General features: G+C 75.2%; 18 protein-coding genes and 1 pseudogene. 12 read left to right on the forward strand and 7 right to left on the reverse strand.

The features are described from left to right. Together VK640_13440 and VK640_13445 are read left to right on the forward strand one after the other, a co-directional pair. Nucleotides 1–1,562: MFS transporter (locus tag VK640_13440; GenBank protein HTE74186.1), on the forward strand; the 1,562-nt coding region annotated here is incomplete at its 5' end. Beyond that, nucleotides 1,559–1,723, forward strand: a complete 165-nt coding sequence (locus VK640_13445; GenBank protein HTE74187.1) for a hypothetical protein — start codon at nucleotides 1,559–1,561, stop codon at nucleotides 1,721–1,723. The genes VK640_13440 and VK640_13445, both read left to right, overlap by 4 nt. On the opposite strand, the gene mmuM is transcribed toward VK640_13445, so the two are convergent. Beyond that, nucleotides 1,704–2,765 carry a homocysteine S-methyltransferase gene (mmuM, locus tag VK640_13450; GenBank protein HTE74188.1) on the reverse strand — a complete coding sequence of 354 codons (1,062 nt, stop codon included), beginning with the start codon at nucleotides 2,763–2,765 and terminating at the stop codon, nucleotides 1,704–1,706. The two genes, VK640_13445 and mmuM, sit on opposite strands and share 20 nt — an antisense overlap. Nucleotides 2,766–2,788: 23 nt before the next feature. On the opposite strand from mmuM, the gene paaN reads away from it, so the two are divergent. After that, nucleotides 2,789–4,504 carry a phenylacetic acid degradation protein PaaN gene (gene paaN, locus VK640_13455; GenBank protein HTE74189.1) on the forward strand — a complete coding sequence of 572 codons (1,716 nt, stop codon included), beginning with the start codon at nucleotides 2,789–2,791 and terminating at the stop codon, nucleotides 4,502–4,504. A gap of 4 nt (nucleotides 4,505–4,508) precedes the next feature. Here paaN and VK640_13460 read toward each other — a convergent pair whose 3' ends face one another. Continuing rightward, nucleotides 4,509–5,030, reverse strand: a complete 522-nt coding sequence (locus VK640_13460; protein HTE74190.1) for a GNAT family N-acetyltransferase — start codon at nucleotides 5,028–5,030, stop codon at nucleotides 4,509–4,511. A gap of 179 nt (nucleotides 5,031–5,209) precedes the next feature. On the opposite strand from VK640_13460, the gene VK640_13465 reads away from it, so the two are divergent. The 5 genes from VK640_13465 (at nucleotide 5,210) to VK640_13485 (ending at nucleotide 9,440) form a co-directional block, all read left to right on the forward strand. Continuing rightward, entirely contained in the window at nucleotides 5,210–5,623 is a 414-nt protein-coding gene (locus tag VK640_13465) for an STAS domain-containing protein (GenBank protein HTE74191.1), read from the forward strand. A gap of 31 nt (nucleotides 5,624–5,654) precedes the next feature. Continuing rightward, nucleotides 5,655–6,176, forward strand: a complete 522-nt coding sequence (locus tag VK640_13470; GenBank protein HTE74192.1) for a DUF6328 family protein — start codon at nucleotides 5,655–5,657, stop codon at nucleotides 6,174–6,176. Between the two features lie 68 nt (nucleotides 6,177–6,244). Further along, nucleotides 6,245–6,835, forward strand: coding sequence for a hemerythrin domain-containing protein (locus VK640_13475; protein HTE74193.1), 591 nt, complete (start codon nucleotides 6,245–6,247; stop codon nucleotides 6,833–6,835). Between the two features lie 128 nt (nucleotides 6,836–6,963). Next, entirely contained in the window at nucleotides 6,964–7,989 is a 1,026-nt protein-coding gene (locus VK640_13480; GenBank protein ID HTE74194.1) for a glycosyltransferase, read from the forward strand. 92 nt (nucleotides 7,990–8,081) lie between these two features. Beyond that, nucleotides 8,082–9,440, forward strand: coding sequence for a peptidoglycan DD-metalloendopeptidase family protein (locus VK640_13485; GenBank protein ID HTE74195.1), 1,359 nt, complete (start codon nucleotides 8,082–8,084; stop codon nucleotides 9,438–9,440). Between the two features lie 46 nt (nucleotides 9,441–9,486). On the opposite strand, the gene VK640_13490 is transcribed toward VK640_13485, so the two are convergent. Further along, nucleotides 9,487–9,813, reverse strand: a complete 327-nt coding sequence (locus tag VK640_13490) for a hypothetical protein (protein ID HTE74196.1) — start codon at nucleotides 9,811–9,813, stop codon at nucleotides 9,487–9,489. A 106-nt stretch (nucleotides 9,814–9,919) separates the two neighbouring features. Next, a pseudogene (locus VK640_13495) lies at nucleotides 9,920–10,228 on the reverse strand (hypothetical protein). Between the two features lie 188 nt (nucleotides 10,229–10,416). Here VK640_13495 and VK640_13500 point away from each other — a divergent pair. After that, nucleotides 10,417–11,328, forward strand: coding sequence for a sigma-70 family RNA polymerase sigma factor (locus VK640_13500; GenBank protein HTE74197.1), 912 nt, complete (start codon nucleotides 10,417–10,419; stop codon nucleotides 11,326–11,328). A 6-nt stretch (nucleotides 11,329–11,334) separates the two neighbouring features. On the opposite strand, the gene VK640_13505 is transcribed toward VK640_13500, so the two are convergent. Continuing rightward, nucleotides 11,335–12,885, reverse strand: coding sequence for an MFS transporter (locus VK640_13505; protein HTE74198.1), 1,551 nt, complete (start codon nucleotides 12,883–12,885; stop codon nucleotides 11,335–11,337). A 102-nt stretch (nucleotides 12,886–12,987) separates the two neighbouring features. On the opposite strand from VK640_13505, the gene VK640_13510 reads away from it, so the two are divergent. Beyond that, nucleotides 12,988–13,437, forward strand: coding sequence for a hypothetical protein (locus tag VK640_13510; GenBank protein ID HTE74199.1), 450 nt, complete (start codon nucleotides 12,988–12,990; stop codon nucleotides 13,435–13,437). On the opposite strand, the gene VK640_13515 is transcribed toward VK640_13510, so the two are convergent. Together VK640_13515 and VK640_13520 are read right to left on the reverse strand one after the other, a co-directional pair. Next, nucleotides 13,425–15,041 (reverse strand): glucuronylhydrolase, encoded by a 1,617-nt coding sequence (locus VK640_13515; protein HTE74200.1) that lies wholly within the window; start codon nucleotides 15,039–15,041, stop codon nucleotides 13,425–13,427. The two genes, VK640_13510 and VK640_13515, sit on opposite strands and share 13 nt — an antisense overlap. A 28-nt stretch (nucleotides 15,042–15,069) precedes the next feature. After that, the gene (locus tag VK640_13520) at nucleotides 15,070–16,377 is read right to left on the reverse strand and encodes an MFS transporter (protein HTE74201.1); all 1,308 of its coding nucleotides are present in this window, start codon (nucleotides 16,375–16,377) and stop codon (nucleotides 15,070–15,072) included. Nucleotides 16,378–16,439: 62 nt separating this feature from the next. Between VK640_13520 and VK640_13525 the strand changes: the two genes are divergently transcribed. Together VK640_13525 and VK640_13530 are read left to right on the forward strand one after the other, a co-directional pair. After that, entirely contained in the window at nucleotides 16,440–17,102 is a 663-nt protein-coding gene (locus tag VK640_13525; protein ID HTE74202.1) for a winged helix-turn-helix domain-containing protein, read from the forward strand. Beyond that, a partial coding sequence (locus VK640_13530; protein HTE74203.1) for an acyl-CoA dehydrogenase family protein occupies nucleotides 17,103–17,972 on the forward strand: 870 nt, incomplete at its 3' end. It lies immediately after the preceding gene.

Here is a 17,972-nt window from a genome sequence, read left to right on the forward strand (position 1 = left end):
CCTACGCCACCGCAGTCGCGGTGTGGGCGTACGGCGTCGGCGGGGCCACCGCTGTGGGGGTCTTCGGCACCGTGAAGCTCAGCGTCTCGGCCGTAGGCGCGCCGTTCACGTCCGCCTTGGCCGACCGCTTCCCCCGGCGCACCCTCATGGTGGGCTGCGACCTGTTCCGTGCCGTGATCGTGACGGTGGCGGCCGCCCTCGTGGAGTGGGACGGACCCGATCTCGCCGTCTTCGGGCTCGCCGTGGTGGCCGGCCTGGCCGGGACCGCGTTCCGCCCGGCGCAGCTGGCGCTCACCCCCTCGCTGGTCGAGGAGCCCGACGAGCTGACGGCGGCGAACGGCGTCGCGAGCACCATCGAGAGCCTCGCCTTCTTCGTCGGCCCGGCCCTGGGCGGCATCCTGCTCGGAGTGGCCGACGTGGCGACCGTCTTCGCGCTAAACGCCGCCACCTTCGTCTGGTCGGCGGTCCTCGTCGCCGGGGTGCACCCGCGCCCCGCCACGGCCGTCCCACCCGTGCGGGCACCGGAGCAGGACCAGGAACCTGAGGAGGAGCACGCGGACGGCTTCGTCCGGACCGCGCTCGCCGGCTTCGGCGTGATCTGGCGAGACCCGGACCTCCGGCTGGTCACCTTCATCTACTGCGCGCAGACCGTCGTGGCCGGCGCCTCGCTGGTGTTCGGCGTCGCGATCGCCCTCGACCTGACCGACCTCGGTCCGGCCGGTCTGGGCTACCTGGACTCGACCCTCGGCGTCGGCGCCCTCCTGGGCGGGCTGCTGACCGTCGCGCTGGCCAGCCGGCGCCGGCTGGCGAGCGACTTCGGCTGGGGCGTGTTCTTCTGGGCGGTCCCGCTCCTGCTGATCGCCGTCTGGCCGGTCGCGGCCGCCGCCTTCCTGGCCATGGCGGTCATCGGCGCTGCCAACCCGGTCGTCGACGTCAACGCCAACACGATCCTGCAGCGCCTGGTGCCGGACGCGGTCCTGGGCCGGGTGTTCGGCGCCCTGGAGAGCGCCCTGATCGCCACGATGGCGCTGGGGTCCCTGCTGATGCCCCTCTTCATCGCCTGGATCGGGCTGCGCTGGGGGCTGGTGGTCCTCGCCGTGCCGATCGCCGTCATCGCGCTGGCCTCCATGCCTCGGCTGCGCCGCCTGGACGCCACCGTCCGGGAGCCCGCCGGTGTCGCGCTGCTCTACGGCGTGCCGCTGTTCCAGCCGCTGCGCAGACCGCTGGTCGAGGCGCTGGCCGCCAAGCTGGAGCAGCGCCGGGTGACGGCCGGCGACGTCGTGGTCCGCGAGGGCGACGTCGGCGACCTGTTCTACGTCATCGAGAGCGGCGCGCTCGACGCGACGCACGACGGCCGGCTGCTCACCCACATGGAGGCCGGCGACCACTTCGGCGAGATCGCCCTGTTGCGCGACTTGCCGCGCACCGCGAGCGTGGTCGCGACCGAGGACAGCGTGCTGCAGACGATCAAGCGTGAGGACTTCCTGGCCGCCCTGACCGGCGACGAGGAGCTGCGCGGACGCACCGAGTCGGTGGCGGCCCGCCGGCTGGCCAACACGTGACGGCGACGGTCGAGACCGGCGTGCGGCGGGCGCTCGCCGGCCGGCAGCTCGCCCTGGCCAACGTCTTCCATGTCACCCTGGCTGACCTGCAGACCTCGGCGGGTGGAACTCCTACCCGTTCCTCGACGTCGGCGACCTGGGCTACCCGCGAGTCCTGCTGAACGCCGTGTTGGTGTCGGCGCTCTCCTCGCCCCGCCGTGGCCACCGGCGCCCGGTGGGCCGGCCAGCGCCTGCCCGGCGGTCGTCAGCTACGAGCCCGCCGCCCCCGCCGAGGCCGCCGAGCCCTTGGGACAGGGCGGCGATGTCTCCGCTGCCCACCCGGCAGCAGCCGCCCACGTACCGGGCGCCGAGCGCCACCCACCGCCGCGCGGCGGCCGGGTCGACAGCCGCGCCGGCCGGTCCGCCCTCCCAGCGGCGGGCCTGGCCGTCCCACGCCTCGCCGCTGTTGGGGTAGGCCACTCCCGGCCGGCCGCTGCCTGCGGCAGCCGCCGCCACCAGCTCCTCGACGTGCTCCGGCGACGTGCAGTTGACCCCGACCCCGACCAGCACGTCGACGTCGGCAGCCAGCCGGAACACGGAGGCGGCGTCCTCGCCGCGACGGGTGGTGCGGCCGTCGGCGCACGTGAGCGACAGCCAGGCCCGGGTGCCGGCCGGGAGCTCCGCCAGCAGGCCGAGCAGGACCGTCGCCTCCTGCTCCGAGGGCACCGTCTCGACCGCGAGCAGGTCGGCACCCGCCTCGACCAGCAGCTCGAGCCGGGGGGCGTGGAAGTCCCGCAGCGCCCGGTCGGAGACCCCGTAGTCGCCGGTGTACTCCGACCCGTCGGCGAGCACCGCCCCGTAGGGGCCGACCGACGCAGCGACCTCGCGACGAAGGCCGTCCTCATGCTCGGCGGTGAGCGCGGCCTCGCGGGCCAGCGTGACGCTCGACCTGATCAGTGCCGCGGCCTCGTCCGCGGGCACGCCGTGGGCGACGAAGCCCGCGACGCTGGCCTGGTAGCTCGCGGTCGTCGCCACCCGGGCTCCCGCACGGAAGAACGCGAGGTGCGTCGCGCGGACCTCGTCCGGGTCGTCGCGTAGCAGCCGCGCCGACCACAGGTCGTCGGACAGGTCGTGCCCGCGCTGCTCCAGCTCGGTCGCGAGGCCCCCGTCGAGGACGACGACGTCGGCGCCGTCGACCGGCTCGGTGGTCGTGTCGGGGCTCATGCCGGCAAGACTAGGGTCGCGGCATGGCGAACCCCGCTGACCTCTTCACCCGTCACCAGGACACCCTCCAGCGGGCGCTCACCGCGATCCGGGAGCGCACCTACTGGTCGGCCTACCCCGAGAACCTCAAGGCCTACGGCTCGCCGGAGCCCGGCGGCGTACCCGACAGCCAGTCGGCCAAGGACGGCAAGGCCGCCTTCGACGGCTACCACGGCGCAGCCTTCCCGCTGACCCAGGCCGGCACCGACGGGGAGGTGCCCGGCGAACGCTCCCCTTACGGGCCCGACCTCGGCGTCACCTACCCGCACACCGACGTCGACGCGCTCCTCGACGCGGCGCAGTCGGCGATGCCGGCCTGGCGTGACGCCGGCCCCGACGGGCGCACCGGCGTGGTGCTCGAGGCGCTGGCGCGGATCAACGCGCGCAGCCACGAGATGGCGCAGGCGGTCATGCACACCTCGGGCCAGGGCTACGCGATGGCCTTCCAGGCCGGCGGTCCCCACGCCCAGGACCGGGCGCTCGAAGCGGTCGCCTACTCCTACGCCGAGATGACCCGGCACGCCGCCGAGTCGGTCTGGGAGAAGCCTCAGGGCAAGCGCCCCCCGCAGCGGATGGCGAAGCGCTTCACGGTGGTGCCGCGCGGGGTCGCGCTGGTCATCGGCTGCAACACCTTCCCGACCTGGAACTCCTACCCGGGGCTGTTCGCCAGCCTGGTGACGGGCAACGCCGTCGTGGTCAAGCCGCACCCCCGCGCCGTCCTGCCGCTCGCGATCACCGTGGCCGTCGTGCGCGACGTGCTCGCCGAGGCGGGATTCTCCCCCGACCTGCTGACGCTCGCCGCCGAGCGCGACGGCGAGGGCCTGGCCAAGACATTGGCCGTACGCCCGGAGGTCCGCCTGGTCGACTACACCGGGTCGACCGCCTTCGGCACCTGGCTGGAGCAGAACGCGCACCAGGCGGTGGTCTTCACCGAGAAGGCCGGTGTCAACGCGGTCGTGCTCGACTCGACGGACGACTACCGCGGGATGCTCGCCAACCTTGCGTTCTCGCTGTCGCTCTACAGCGGTCAGATGTGCACGACGCCGCAGAACCTGCTGGTGCCCCGCGACGGCATCACCGCCGACGGGGAGCCTCGCACGGTCGCGCAGCTCGGCGCCGACCTCGCAGCCGCGGTCGACGAGCTGCTCGGCGACGACGCCCGGGCCGGTGCACTGCTCGGCGCGGTGGTCAACGACGGCGTGCGCGACCGGATCGAGCAGGCACCGTCCCTCGGGACCGTGGTGCTCGCGTCACGCGCGGTCGCCAACCCGGACTTCCCCGACGCCACGGTGCGCACGCCGACGGTCGTGCAGGTCGACGAGGCCGACCGCGACACCTACCTGCAGGAGTGCTTCGGGCCGGTGTCCTTCCTCGTCACCACCGACAGCACGCAGGAATCGCTGCGCATCCTGCGCGACTCGGTACGGGAACACGGGGCCATCACGGCAGCCGTCTACTCCACGGACGACAAGGTGCTCGAGGCGGCCGAACAGGCGGCCCTGGACGCCGGGGTCGCGCTCTCGGAGAACCTCACCGAGACGGTCTACGTCAACCAGTCGGCGGCGTTCAGCGACTTCCACGCGACCGGGGCCAACCCGGCCGCGAACTCTGCACTGACCGACGCGGCGTACGTCGCCAGCCGGTTCCGCGTCGTGCAGTCGCGCCGGCACCTGCCGGCGGAGGCCGGCGACCCCGGCTGACGCGTCAGTCGATCCAGTAGCGACGCGTCGGCGGGTCGCCGGCCAGCGGCAGCTCCGGGTCGAGGGCGCCACCGTTCGCCTCGATGACGGCGACCGACCCGGCGTTGTCGTCGTCGCAGGTCACCAGCACCCGGTCGACGCCGTGCGCCCGGGCGACGACGAGGCTCTGCCGCAGGATCTCGGTCGCGTAGCCGCGGCGGCGGTGCTGGGGCAGCACGCCGTAGCCGACGTGCCCGCCCTCGAGGCGCAGCCAGTCGTTGAGCCGGAAGCGGACCGACGTCCGGCCGACCACCTCGCCGTCGACCTCGGCGAGCAGGAACGACGCCGGCACCCGGTCGGGGCGCACGTGCTCACCCCGGTGGTGCCGGTCCAGGGTCTCGACCCAGTGGGCGAACGTGACGCCGTCGTCGAGGTCGAGCGCGAAGGAGAAGTCGTCGGCGAGCAGCGCCTGGTGCGCGGCGCGCACCGTCGCCTCGTCGTGGACGCGGGGTGGGCGCAGGCGCAGCGCGGCGGGCTCGGGCGGCACGGCGCAGACCTTACGGCGCGGAGGTGCCGCCACGCCGCTGCCGTTCTGCCCGCGGCTCCTGCTGGATCCCACAGCGGCCGCCGCGTCCTGGGTTGCCCGTTTCGGCGAGCCGACCTACTGTCATGGCACCGCACTGCAGCAGGCCGGTGTGACTCCGCATCGCTCGTAGGAGCACTCCCGTGACCGCCCAGCATGCCGCCGATCCCCCTACGACCCCCCACGTCGGCTCCGACCTCGGTGTCGTACGGCTCCCGTCCGAGGTCGACCTGCAGACCGCCCCTGCCGTCCGCGACGAGCTGATGGCGTCGCTGAACCGCTGCGCCCACCTGGTGGTCGACGCGACCGGGGTGGAGTTCATGGACTCGTCCGGGGTGAACGCCCTGGTCCGCGCCAAGGAGCGTGCCGACCGGCTCGACGGCACGGTGCACGTCGTGGCGACCGGCCGTGCGGTGGTGCGGGTGCTGGCCCTCACCCAGCTCACCCGGGTCCTCGGCGTGGTCCCCGACCCCGAGGCCGCGCGAAGGTGCGTGGACGGCGTGGACGGCGTGGAGCCGGGGCACACCTGTCAGGAGCAGGCGGAGGAGGCGCTGTAGCCTCCCGCCCACCCTGAGGCGAGGAGGGCACATGGCCGGCGGTGCCGAGGACCGCGACCACTACGGACGCGACCACGACCAACGCGACCACGACCAACGCGACGAGACCGAGGACGAGAAGGCCGACCGTCGCTACGCCGAGCTGCTCCAGGAGCTGCGGGTCGCGCAGACCGGCGTGCAGTTTCTCTTCGCCTTCCTGCTGACCCTGGCGTTCACCCAGCGCTTCGTGCAGATCACCGACTTCCAGCTGGGGTTGTACGTCGGCACGCTGATCGCGAGCGCCGTCGCCGCGGCCCTGCTGATCGGGCCGGTGCCCTTCCACCGCATCGTGTTCCGGCGCGGGCTCAAGCCGCGGCTGGTGGCCGGCGCGGACGCGATGGCCCGCGGCGGGCTGGTCATGCTGCTGCTCGCCATCAACGGTGCGGTGCTGCTGATCCTCGACGTCGCGCTCGGCGGGACGTGGCCGTTCGTCATCTCCGCGGCGCTCGTCATCTGGTTCGGCGTCATCTGGTACGTCGTCCCGCTGACCACCCGGGAGCGCGGGCGGCGCTGAGGGCATCAGGCCCGTCGCGACAGGCGCGCGGCGGGCTTGACCCGCGCACTCATGGGTACCGGACCTCCATGCCGAGCAGCATCGCGCGCCTCACCGCGACCGACCACGAGCGGATGCTCCGTCTCGTGCGGCGTGCCTGCTCACCCGGCCCGAGCCAGCAGCGGTGGCGCGAGGAGCTGGTCCATCTCGTCCGGGCGCACCGCGCCGCCGAGGAGGACTCGCTCACCGACGAGGTCGTCCGCAGCACGGGGGCCGGCGCAGCCGATGCGCTGTCGGAGCTGCGGTCGCAGGACGCCGCCATCGACGACGCGCTGCACCGGCTCTCCGACGCACCCGACGACGGTCCTGCCACCACCGCCCTCCGGGGCGAGCTGACCGCGCTGCTCGGCCGCCACGCCGACACCCTCGCCGGCAGGGTCCTGGCACCGATGACCGACGCGCTGCCGCGCAAGCAGATGCGCGAGCTGGGTGGGGCCTACGCCCGGTCGCGGGACCGCGCCCTGCAGGAGGAGGGCGCCGACGAGCCCCCGCCCCGGCGGCTGGACGTGTCCCGGGCGGAGCTCTACGAGCTCGCCAAGCGGGCCGGCATCGAGGGGCGGTCCTCGATGAGCCGGCGGGACCTCATCCATGAGCTGCAACGGCGCCAGTCGACGTCCTGACCTGACCGGCACGACGTTTGCCGCCGACCGATTCGGAGCATGAGGCGGGTGCCGACACGCGCGCTGCAGCAACCCGGCGCCGGTTGCCCTGGTGCCGTCCTGGCACGCGAACCACTGAGCGAGAACCCATGCGCATCGTCCTGCTGCACCCACCCTCGTCACGTCACGTCGCCGAGCTGACGGCGACCTCCCTGGCCGCCCGGGGTCACGACGTCTCGCCGGTCGTCCCGGTCGAGGCGGCGGCCGAGGCCGCCACCGCTGCCCGGCGCGTCGTTGCGCACAGCGAGGACCTCCCCCACGCCGGCGACTCCGGCCGCCCCGACGTCGTCCTGGCCGACGGCTGGGAGGCTGGCGTCGCGGCGCACCTCGCGGCCCGCGACCTCGAGGTCCCCGTCGCTCTCCGGCTGGCCCGGCCCGGCCGCCGCCCGGGCACCGACCAGGACCGGATGGAGACCGCGCTGGTGCGCAGCTCCGACCTCGTGCTGGTCCCGAGCGTCGGCGAGCTGGACCGGCTGGTCGGCCGCGGCGTACCGCGGGCACGGCTGCGGGTCCTTCCCGAGGCGGTGGACACGACGCGGTTCACCGATGACGAGCCCGGCGGCGACGGTCAGTCGCGCGCCGACGGCAGCGCCGACAGCCCGCCGGATGCGTCGTCCGACCCCACGCGTGGAGGCACCCACCGGGTGGGCGTGGCGACCCCGTCGGACGGGTCGGTCCGCACCGGGCTGCTGACCGGGCTGCGCTCGATGCCGTCCTGCGACGCCGTCGCAGTCCCCACGCCGGACCAGTGGGACGAGACGACCCCGCGGCTGCTGAGGTCCTTGGACCTGCTCGTGGTGGCGGACGACACCGAGGCCGAGGTCACCACGACGCTGTCCGCCATGGCCTGCGGCGTGCCGGTCGTCGCTGCCGACGTCGGCGTGCTCGCCGACGCGGTGGCCGATGACGTGACCGGGCTGCTGGTCGGCCCCGGCGGCATGGCGCCGGCGATCAGGTCCCTGCTGCCCGACCGGATGCGCCACGAGAGCTTCGGGCTGTCCGCGGTCGACCGGGTCCGAGCCCGGTTCGCTGGCGACGTGGTCGCCGCGACGCTGGAGCAGCACCTCCGGTCGCTCGTCCCCACGATCGGCGAGCTCGCCGGCGCCGCGTCCTGACGTCGCTTCCGGTCAAGTCGGGCCCGGCAGGCGCCGACGCACAAGGGGACGGCCCTCCGCCGCGGGGGCTCCCCGACCGTTGAAGGACGCCCATGTCGCGCCTGCTCCGCCCGCGCCGCGAGGCCGGGCGCCGGACGGCGCGACGCAGGCGGCCGGCGACTGCCGCGGCGTTCGCCGCGACGGCGCTGGTGCTCGGCCTGGTACCGGCATCGGTCGGCCACGCAGCCGACCAGCCGGGTCCCGGCGACCAGACCAGCGGCAGCGGCCGGACCAGCGGCGGCGAACCGTCGCAGGCCGACATCGACCGGGTCATGGACGAGGTGCGCGACGAGCTCGCGGAGTCCAGCGAGGCCATGGTCCGAGCGGCCGCCGACCTGCGGCTGGCCGATTCCGCCCTCCCGGGGGCCCAGGCGACGGCTGATCACGCCCGGCAGCTGCTCGCCCAGGCCAGGCGCCGGGCCGACGCCGCGGCTCGGGCACGGGGCACCGCACAGGTGCGCCTCATGCTCAGCTCGCAGACCGCCGAGGAGTCCGCGGCCCACGTCGCCGAGCAGCGCGCCGAGATCGGCCGGCTCGCGCGGGCGGCCTACCAGGGCGGCGGGTCGATGGGCGACATGTCGATGCTGCTCGAGGCGCGCTCCCCTGCCGACTTCGCCGAGCGGCTGGTCAGCCTGCAGACGATCGTCAACAGCCAACGGAGCATGCTCGACGACCTGGTCGACGTCCAGGAGAGCTTCGGCTCGCAGACCGAGGACCTCGAGGCGGTGCGCGACCAGCTGGCCGCCGCCGACGCCCGCGCCCAGCGCGAGCTGGCCGCCGTCACCGAGCTCGAGGCCCGGGCCCGCGCCGCCGAGGACCAGGTGGGCCGGCTGGTCGCCGCGCGCGAAGCCGCGCTCGCCGCCGCGAAGGCCGCGCAGGCCGAGGAGGACGCGGCGCACGCCCGCCGCGACAGCGTGTCCAGCGAGCTGTCCGCCGAGCTTGCAGCCCGCGCACGCGCCGAGGCCGGCCCCGGCGGCGGCCGCGACGGCTCGACGGTCCCGGCCCGGGCGGGCACCCTGTCCTGGCCGGTCCGGGGCCGGATCTCCTCGCCGTTCGGCATGCGGGTGCACCCCATCACCGGCGTCTACAAGCTGCACACCGGCACCGACCTGAGCGCGGCCTGCGGCACCCCGATCCGGGCCGCCCGGGACGGCGTCGTCGTCGCGGCCGGCTGGAACAGCGCCTACGGCTGGCGGACCGTCGTCTCGCACGGCGCGGTCGACGGGGTCCTCCTCACGACGACCTACAACCACCAGACCCGGCTGGGCACGACCGTCGGGGCCAAGGTAGGCACCGGCCAGGTCATCGGGACGGTCGGCTCGACCGGCTACTCCACCGGCTGCCACCTGCACTTCGAGCTCTACGTCAACGCTTCCCTCGTCGACCCGGAGCCCTGGCTGCCGGCGCACTGACGCCGCTCGGGCGTCGACGCCGGTCAGGCCCGGTCGCGGCTCACGCTCACCGGAGCAGCACCTCGTGGTCCCGGGCGAAGGGCGCGAGATCCTCGGGCGGGAGCACCGGGCCGTCCTCGGACCGCGGGCTGACCGGTGCCACCTGGCTGCGGAAGCAGGCCACCGCGTCCGCCTTCGCGCTGCGGGTCGAGCCGTCGAGGTCCACCCGCACCGCCCGCTCCCACGGCACCCGGGCGTCACCGGGCCGGGCCCAGTGCCGGGCCCAGACCGGGTACTCGAGGACGTGACGGCTCACCGGCCGGACGGCCGCGCCCGCCGCCTCGTGGTCGGGGTGGCCGTCGCCGTGGCGCCAGCACCAGGTCGCCGGGTGCACGACGCACCGCACCCGGCGGACCAGGTCGCCGGCGGCCTCGGCGAGCCCGCCGTCCGGCAGCCCCAGCCTCGCGGTCGGTCGCCCAGACGAACCGCAGCCTGGCTCCGAGCGCGGCCAGCAGGCTGACCAGCCCCCCGAGGCCGAGCACCTGGTCGTCCGGGTGCGCGGCGAGGACGACGACCGGACGGTCGCACAGGTCCGCCGGCTGCAGCCGGGACCACCTGCCCGGCACGGCCCACTCCTGCCAGGCCGCCTCGGGCGTGCCGGTCGACGGCTCGATCAAGGTCACGACCGCGTCGAGATGGTCGACCGGGAGCCGCGCCGCCATGCTCGCCGCGCACCGGGCTGGACCGCCGGAAATCTTCCGGCGCTCCCGATCGTTCGGACAGGTGTCACCAGCACGAAGGGACCGCATTGACCCAGCTGCCTCTGTCCCGCTCCTCCACCGACGACTCCCGACCCACCCCCCTGCGCAGCACGAGCGACAGCGCCGCCGACACGCTCGACACCACCACGCTCGACACCACCACGCTCGACACAGCTACGCTCGACACAGCTACGCTCGACACCGAGGTCGTCGAGGACGAGGTCGGCACCCCCGACCTGGTCCGGCTCTACCTCGACGAGATCGGCCGCTCGCCGCTGCTCGACGCGGCGTCCGAGGTCGACCTGGCCCAGCGCATCGAGGCCGGGCTGTACGCGCGGCACCTGCGCGACGGGCTCGACACGCTAGGCGGGCGCCGGGCGGTGAAGCTGCAGGCCGCCCGCAAGGTGGCCAGCAGCGCCGAGCTCGACCGGCTCGCCGAGGACGGCGAGCTGGCCAAGCGCGCCTTCATCCGGGCCAACCTGCGCCTGGTCGTCTCGCTGGCCCGCCGATACAGCCGGGCCTCCATGCCGCTGCTCGACCTGATCCAGGAGGGCAACGTCGGCCTGGTCCGCGCGGTCGAGAAGTTCGACTACGCGCGCGGCTACAAGTTCTCCACCTACGCCACCTGGTGGATCCGGCAGGCCATCGGCCGGGCGATCGCCGAGCAGAGCCGCACCGTGCGGCTCCCGGTGCACCAGGTGGAGAAGCTCAGCCGGCTCTCCCGCACCCGGCGTGACCTCGGGGCCTCGCTGGGCCGCGACGCCACCGACGCCGAGGTGGCCGAGGAGCTCGGCATCACGGTGGAGGCCATCGCCGACCTCGACGCGATCTCCCGCACCCCGGCCAGCCTCGACGCCCTGGTGGGCGAGGACGGGGGGACGACCCTCGGCGACCTGGTCGACGCGGCCGACCCCGGGCCTGAGGACCTCGTCGTCGACCGGGCCACCCGCGGCGCGGTCATCGATCTGGTCGACCGGCTCACCGACCGCGAGGCCGAGGTGATCCGGTGCCGCTACGGGATGGTCCCCGGCCCGAAGCAGACCTACGAGCAGATCGCCGCCCGCCTCGGCGTCTCCCGGGAGCGGGTCCGCCAGATCGAGCGCGAGGCGCTCGATCACCTGCGGGACTGGGTGGCCGAGACCGCCTGACCCTGGCTACCGGATGGTCGGTGCACCGGGCACCGGATCGACCGGGTCGACCGGGCCGTGGTGCGGGCAGGTCTCCATCGCGGGTGCGCCGACGGCGCAGTGGTGATGGTGGTGGCCCGCCACCGGCTCGGTCGGTCCGCGCCCTGCTGCCGGAGACGGTGCCGACGGGGTCCGCACGGTGGCCGCGGCGAGGGCGGCGCCGGCCAGCAGCAGCCCGGCGCAGACCGTCATCGCGGTCCGGTAGGCGGGCAGCAGCAGCACCGGATCAGCGTAGGCCTCGCCGTCCAGCCCGGCCACCAGCGGCAGGCTCGCCACCGCGAGCAGCCCGGCCACCCGGGCCACCGCGTTGTTGACCCCGCTCGCCAGGCCGGCGTGCCGGTCCGGCGCCGCCGCGAGCACCGTGGCGGTCAGCGGGGCCACCGTCAACGCAAGGCCGAGGCCGAAGAGCGACGCCGTGGGGAGCACCTGCGCGACGTACGACACGTCCTCGTCGAACGACGCCATGATCAGCACCGCCACCCCGGCCAGCGCCGGGCCGACCGTCATCGGCAGCCGAGGCCCGATCCGGGTCGAGAGCGCCCCGACCCTGGCCGACAGGGCAAGCATCAGCAGCGTCACCGGCAGCAGCGCCGCCCCCGCGGCGATGGGCGAGAACCCCGCCACCACCTGCAGGGCCAGCACGAGGAACAGGAAGACGCCGCCGAGGGCGCCGTAGACCAGGAACGTCACGGCGTTGGTGGAGCGGAACAGCGGCGAGGCGAAGATGTCGAGCGGCAGCATCGGCTCCCGCGCGGCGTGCTCCCGCCAGCCGAAGAGACCCATGCCGGCCACCCCGAGCAGCAGCCCGCCGACGACCGCCGGCGAGCCGGGTCCCTGCTCCTGCCAGGCGATCAGGCCGAAGGTCAGCAGGCCGAGCCCGGCCGCGCCGAGCGCCGCTCCAGGCAGGTCGAGCGACCTGGCCGCCGCCGGGTCGCGGCTCTCAGGCACGTGGCGCAGGGTCACCAGGACAACGACGACCGCGAGCGGCAGGTTGAGCAGGAAGACCCAGCGCCAGCCGGCGTGCTCCACCAGCCAGCCGCCGACGAAGGGGCCGGCCGCGCCGGCGGTCCCGGCCAGCCCGGACCAGGCGCCGATCGCCCGCGCCCGGTCCTCGAGGCGGAACGACGACTGCAGGATCGCCAGGCTGCCTGGCGTCAGCAGGGCGCCGCCGGCACCCTGGACGGCGCGGGCCACCGACAGCGTCACGACGTCGGTCGCCAGCGCGCAGCCCAGCGAGGCGACGGCGAACCACACGACTCCGAGGACGAAGACCCGTCGCCGGCCGAACCGGTCGCCCAGCGAGCCGCCGAGCAGGATCAGCGCCGCGAGGGTCAGCGTGTAGGCGTTCACCGTCCACTGCAGCCCGGCGATCCCGGCGTCGAGGTCCTCGCCGATCCGCGGCAGCGCGACGTTGACGACCGTGGAGTCGAGGAAGGCCATCCCGGAGCCCAGCACGGTGGCGAGCAGCACCCACCGCCCCCGCGCCTCGTCGAGGGTGAGCCCGCGCACCTCGCCCATGGAGAGGCAGTCTGGCCCTTGGGCCGGCAGCAGTGCCCGGGGCCCTGACGCCACGCGGTGCGCCTGCGGCGTCGCCGACGCCCGGGCTGGCAGGCTGGCCGGGTGCGCAAGCTCCTGGTGCTCCTCGGCGTGGCCTGGGTGGGCGTCACTCTCGGCGCGGCCTGGCTGGCCGTCGACCAGACCGTTCCCTACGACCTGTCCTTCCTCGACTCGCCGGGCGCCGACGACATGGTCGGCGAGGACTGGCTCTACGGCTGGGGCACCGGGCTCGCGGCCCCTCTGGCAGCCGTCGCGGCCGGCGCCGTGCTGACGGTGCTGGCCAGCATGGACGGGGCGGCCGGCCGGCTCGGCGCGTTCCTGCTCGCCGTGCTCGGCGGCCTCTCGGTCGCCTACATGCTGGCCAACGACCCGGTGCACGACCTGCTGCGCGACCGCTCGGAGGAGCCGGTGCAGACCGCGCTCGTCGCGGCGACGATGGTGCTCGGCGCGCTGCTGGTGCTGGTCGGCTTCACGACCTGGCTGACCGCGCCGCGCGAGCGCTACGTCGACTGACCCCGCACCCGCACCGCGTCGACGACGGCCGTCGTCACCCCGCTGCCGAGCACCGTCAGCCGCACGAGGCGGGCCGGGCGGTCCCTGACGTCGTACGTCTCGAAGCCGCTCCAGCCGCCGCTGCTGACCGCCGACCGGCCCCGCACCCAGCGGCGGCCGGCGACCGACGTGTCGACCCGGAACCGGACGGCCGGCACCGCGTCGCCGGGGTCGGTCACTGCGTCGGCCCAGCGCACAGAGACGCCGGAGACGGCGCGGGTCCGGCCGAGGTCGAGCACCCGGGTCGCCGGCCCCGGGTCGCGGCGGCCGGCGACTCGGAGCACCGGGCGCGGTGACCCTAGGAGCTGGTCGCGCTGCACCGCCTCGAGCAGGTAGAGGTCGGCGTAGGACGTGCCGGCGTCCGGGTGCTCGGGGCTGTGCCGCACGTGGCGGAGCAGCGCCGGGGTGGCGCGGCCGGTCGCGAGGTACGCCGGTCCGGTCAGGGCGCTCAGGATGCGCCGGCCGGCCCGGGTCCAGGCCGCCCGCAGCCCGGGGTCCGGGTCGAGCCGGGCCAGCTCGAGCAGCCCGGAGGAGAGGACGGCAGCGGCCGAGGCGTCCCGCGGCGACGTCGCGGCCGAGTCCCACGCCGGCACACCGTCGGCGGGCAGGAGCGCCAGCGCCCAGCCGGCCGTGGCGCGCGCGGCGGCGAGCATCGCCGGGTCGTGGCCCTCGCGCCACACGGTGGTGAAGCCGTGCACCGCCCAGGACTGGCCGCGCGCCCAGGTCGACGAGTCGCGCAGGCCCTGCACGGTGCCGGCCCAGCGCACCTCGCCGGTGCGCTCGTCGAGCCGGGCGACGTGCACCGTGCTGCCGTCGGGGCGGACCAGGAGTCGGGCGACCGTGGCGGCGTGGGCCAGCGCGGTCGCCCGCCAGCTCGCGGCCGCGGGGTCGGACGCGCGGTCGGCGGCGGCGAGCAGCAGCTCGAGGTTGACCATGCTGTCGACGATCACGGTCACCTCGCCGGGCGGGCCGTCCCAGCTGCGCAGCGCGTACGCGGCCGGCACCCAACGGGCGGCCAGGGAGGCCGCCGCCCGGTCGAGGACGGCCGCGTCGGCGGTGCGGCCGCGCAGCCGGACGCCACGACCGAAACCGGTCTGCAGCAGGAAGCCAAGGTCGTGGGCCGCGGTGTCGGCGGCGCGCGGGGCGAGGGCGCGCTGGCGGCGGACGGCGAGGCGGGCCCAGGCCGGGCGACCGGTCAGCTCGTACGCCGTCCAGAGCTCGCCAGGGTGGAAGCCGGCCAGCCAGCCGGCCCACGGACCCTCGGTGCGCCACCGCCCGTCGGCGGCCACGGTCGGGAAGCGGCCGGCGGGCAGCGCCGCCTCGGTGCGGGCCAGCCGTTGCAGCGCGAGCGTCCGGGCCCGCCGCAGCCGGACCTCGGCCGAGGCCTCGACGGCCGTCGCCCAGCCGGCCGTCGCCCCGACGGCCGCCCCCCTCACCACCGGGGCGACGGGCACGGCCGGCGCGACCGGCGAGCCGGTCGTCCGGGCCGGGACGACCAGCAGGGCGAGGACCCCGAGGGCGGCCAGCGCGACCGGGACGGCCGCCCGCGGCGTACCCCCGTGCATGTGATCTCCCCGTCGCTCCCCCGGAGGGTCAGTCGGCGGCGCCGCCCTCGGTCCCGACGGTAGCCGGGCCCTCGTGGCGGAGGGGGGAGAACCACACCCAGAGCACGGTGGTGGTGGCGCCGAGGGCGGCCACCCAGAGCGCTGGCCGGATGCCGATCGCGGTAGCCATCGCACCACCGGCGAGTGCACCGACCGCTTTGACGCCCTGGGTGACTGTCGCCAGCGACGTGTTGACCCGGCCGAGCAGCTCGCGCGGCGTATCGGTGATGACCAAGGCCCCGATGGTCACGTCGAAGAGCATGATCCCGACGCCGACGACGACCTCGTTGGCCGCCAGGATCGCGAGCACCAGCCAGCGCGGACCGTCGGCCAGCGGGAACGCGAGCATCCCGACCGAGAAGATCGCCGACGCCAGCAGGATGGTCCGGCCACGGCCCACCCGGGCCGACACCCGGGGCGCGACCAGGGCGCCGGCCAGCGACCCGAGCCCGCCCGCGACCGTGACCGCGGCGATCATCAGCGGGGTGAAGTCGTGCTCGCGGGTCAGGTAGACCACGAGCAGCGCGAAGATCATCAGCCCGAAGAAGTTGACCGACGCCGCGGTGAACGCGACAGCGCGCAGCTTGCCGTCGCGCAGCAGGTGGCCCATCCCCTCGCCGATCTCGGTGAGGAGCCGGCGGCGGGCGGGGGCGACGTGTCCGACCCGCTCCGGCGAGCGGACCTTGCCCACCAGCACGGCGGAGGCGAGGAACGACGCCGCATCGGCGAGCACCGCGACCGGCGCGGAGAGCACCTGCACCAGCGTGCCACCGAGTCCCGGCCCCGCCAGGGCCGCGCTCGCATCCGCGGCGCGCAGCCGCGAGCTCGCCTCGGTGACGTGCTCGTCCGGCACCACGTCCGGCAGGTGCGTGGAGAACGTCGGCCGGAAGGTCACCCGCGCGGCACCGACCAGCAGCTCGACGAGCACCAGGTGGGTCACCGTGAGGGCGTCGGCCCACCAGGCCACCGGGACGGTGACCAGCGCGGCGGCCGCGACCAGGTCGGCGCTGACCATCAGCGGCCGGCGCCGGCGCAGGCGGTCCACCCAGGCGCCGATGACCAGCGAGAAGCCCATGTACGGCGCAGTGCCCGCCGCGACCAGCAGGCCCATCTGCCAGGGGCTGGCCCCCAGCAGCACGGCGGCGGCCAGCGGCAGGGCGAGCACCGTCACCTCGCTGCCGAGGGAGGAGATGCCGTAGGAGGCGAACAGCAGTCGGAAGTCCCGGGAGCGCAGCGGGGACCGTGAGACGGGCGCGGCGGTCGGGTCCGGCAGGCGGGCAGGTGCGGTGGTGGTCATAGATGTGAAGGTAATGCTTCACATCTAATTTGTGAAGGGGTCTTTTCAGATATGCTCGGGTCATGAGCGACCAGACTCCCCGGCGGCGGTCCGGGGCCGAGGGGTACGGCCGGCCGGTCTCGGACCCGCAGGCGCTGCGCGCCCTGGCCCACACCGGGCGTTACGCGATCCTGGAGCGGCTGCAGACCCGGGGCCCGGCCACCGCGACCGAGTGCGCCGAGGTGGCCGGCTTGTCGCCCAGCGCGTGCAGCTACCACCTACGGCTGCTGGCCCGGCACGGGTTCGTCGAGGAGGACACCTCCGACGACGCGCGCAGCGACGGCCGCGAGCGGGTCTGGCGGGCCGCGACCCCGGGCTGGTTCGCCGACCCGCCGGCCGACGCCGACCCGCGCGAGATGCAGGCCATCGACTCCACGCTGACCCGGGTGATGATGGCCAGCTCGGACCGGCGGGTGCTCGACTTCGTCGACCGGGCCGCGGCCGAGCCGGAGTGGCGCGAGGCGGCCCTGTTGTCCAACAGCACGATCGTCGCCACGGTGGAGGAGCTCGCGGACGTCTCGCAGGCGCTGCTCGGGGTCCTCGGCCCGTACTTCGTCTCGGCCCGCAGCGACCCGGCCGACCGGCCCGAGGGTGCCCGCGACGTGCACGTGTCCATCAGGATGGCCCCACGGCCGCCAGACCCCGGGGTGACCCCGGCGGCCGGCGCGGCCCCCGAGGAGGCCTGAGTGGACTTCGCCGTCCCCGACGAGCTGGCTGCGTTGCGCTCGTCCTACGCCGCGTTCCTGGACCGCGAGGTCCGCCCGGTCGAGCAGCGGCTGCGCGCCGAGCTCGACGCGCCCGCACCGGACCGCGAGCTGCTCTACGACGCGGCCATGGGGGTCCGCCGCCGGTCGGCCGCGGAGGGCTTCTACGCCTGCTACCTGCCCGAGGAGGTCGGCGGGTGGGGCGTCTCCACGCTCGGCACGGCCCTGCTGGTCGAGGACGCCGCCCGCTCTGGCCTGCGACTCGCCCTGGTCACCCTCGGCGTGCCCAACCCGTCCGGGCCCAGCCCGCTGCTGCTCCAGCTGCCGCGGAACCTGTGGGCGACGTACGTCGACCCGGTCGTTCGGGCCGAGCAGACCATGTGCTTCGCGCTGACCGAGCCGGAGGCGGGGAGCGACGCGCAGGCGATCCGGACGCGGGCCCGGCGCGACGGGGACGAGTGGGTCATCGACGGCATGAAGCACTACATCACCAACGGCGACCGCGCCGACTTCGCCGTGGTGTTCGCGGTGACGGACCCCGACAAGCGGGCCGACGGCGGCATCACGGCGTTCGTCGTGCCTCGCGACCAGTTCCGCGTCGGCAAGACGCAGTGGACCATCGCCGACTCCCACCCCAGCGAGCTGTGGTTCGAAGGGGCCCGGGTGCCGGCCGACCACGTCGTCGGCGAGGTGGGTCGCGGCTTCCACGCCGCGATGCGCTTCCTCAACGCCGGGCGCGCCGGCTTCGCCGCGCAGTCGCTGGGGCTGGCGGAGTACTGCCTCGACCAGGCCGTCGCCCACGCCCGGAGCCGCACCGCGTTCGGCGCCCCGCTGGCCGCCAACCAGGGCGTG

The organism is Actinomycetes bacterium (assembly GCA_035489715.1).
GTDB lineage: Bacteria > Actinomycetota > Actinomycetes > JACCUZ01 > JACCUZ01 > DATHAP01.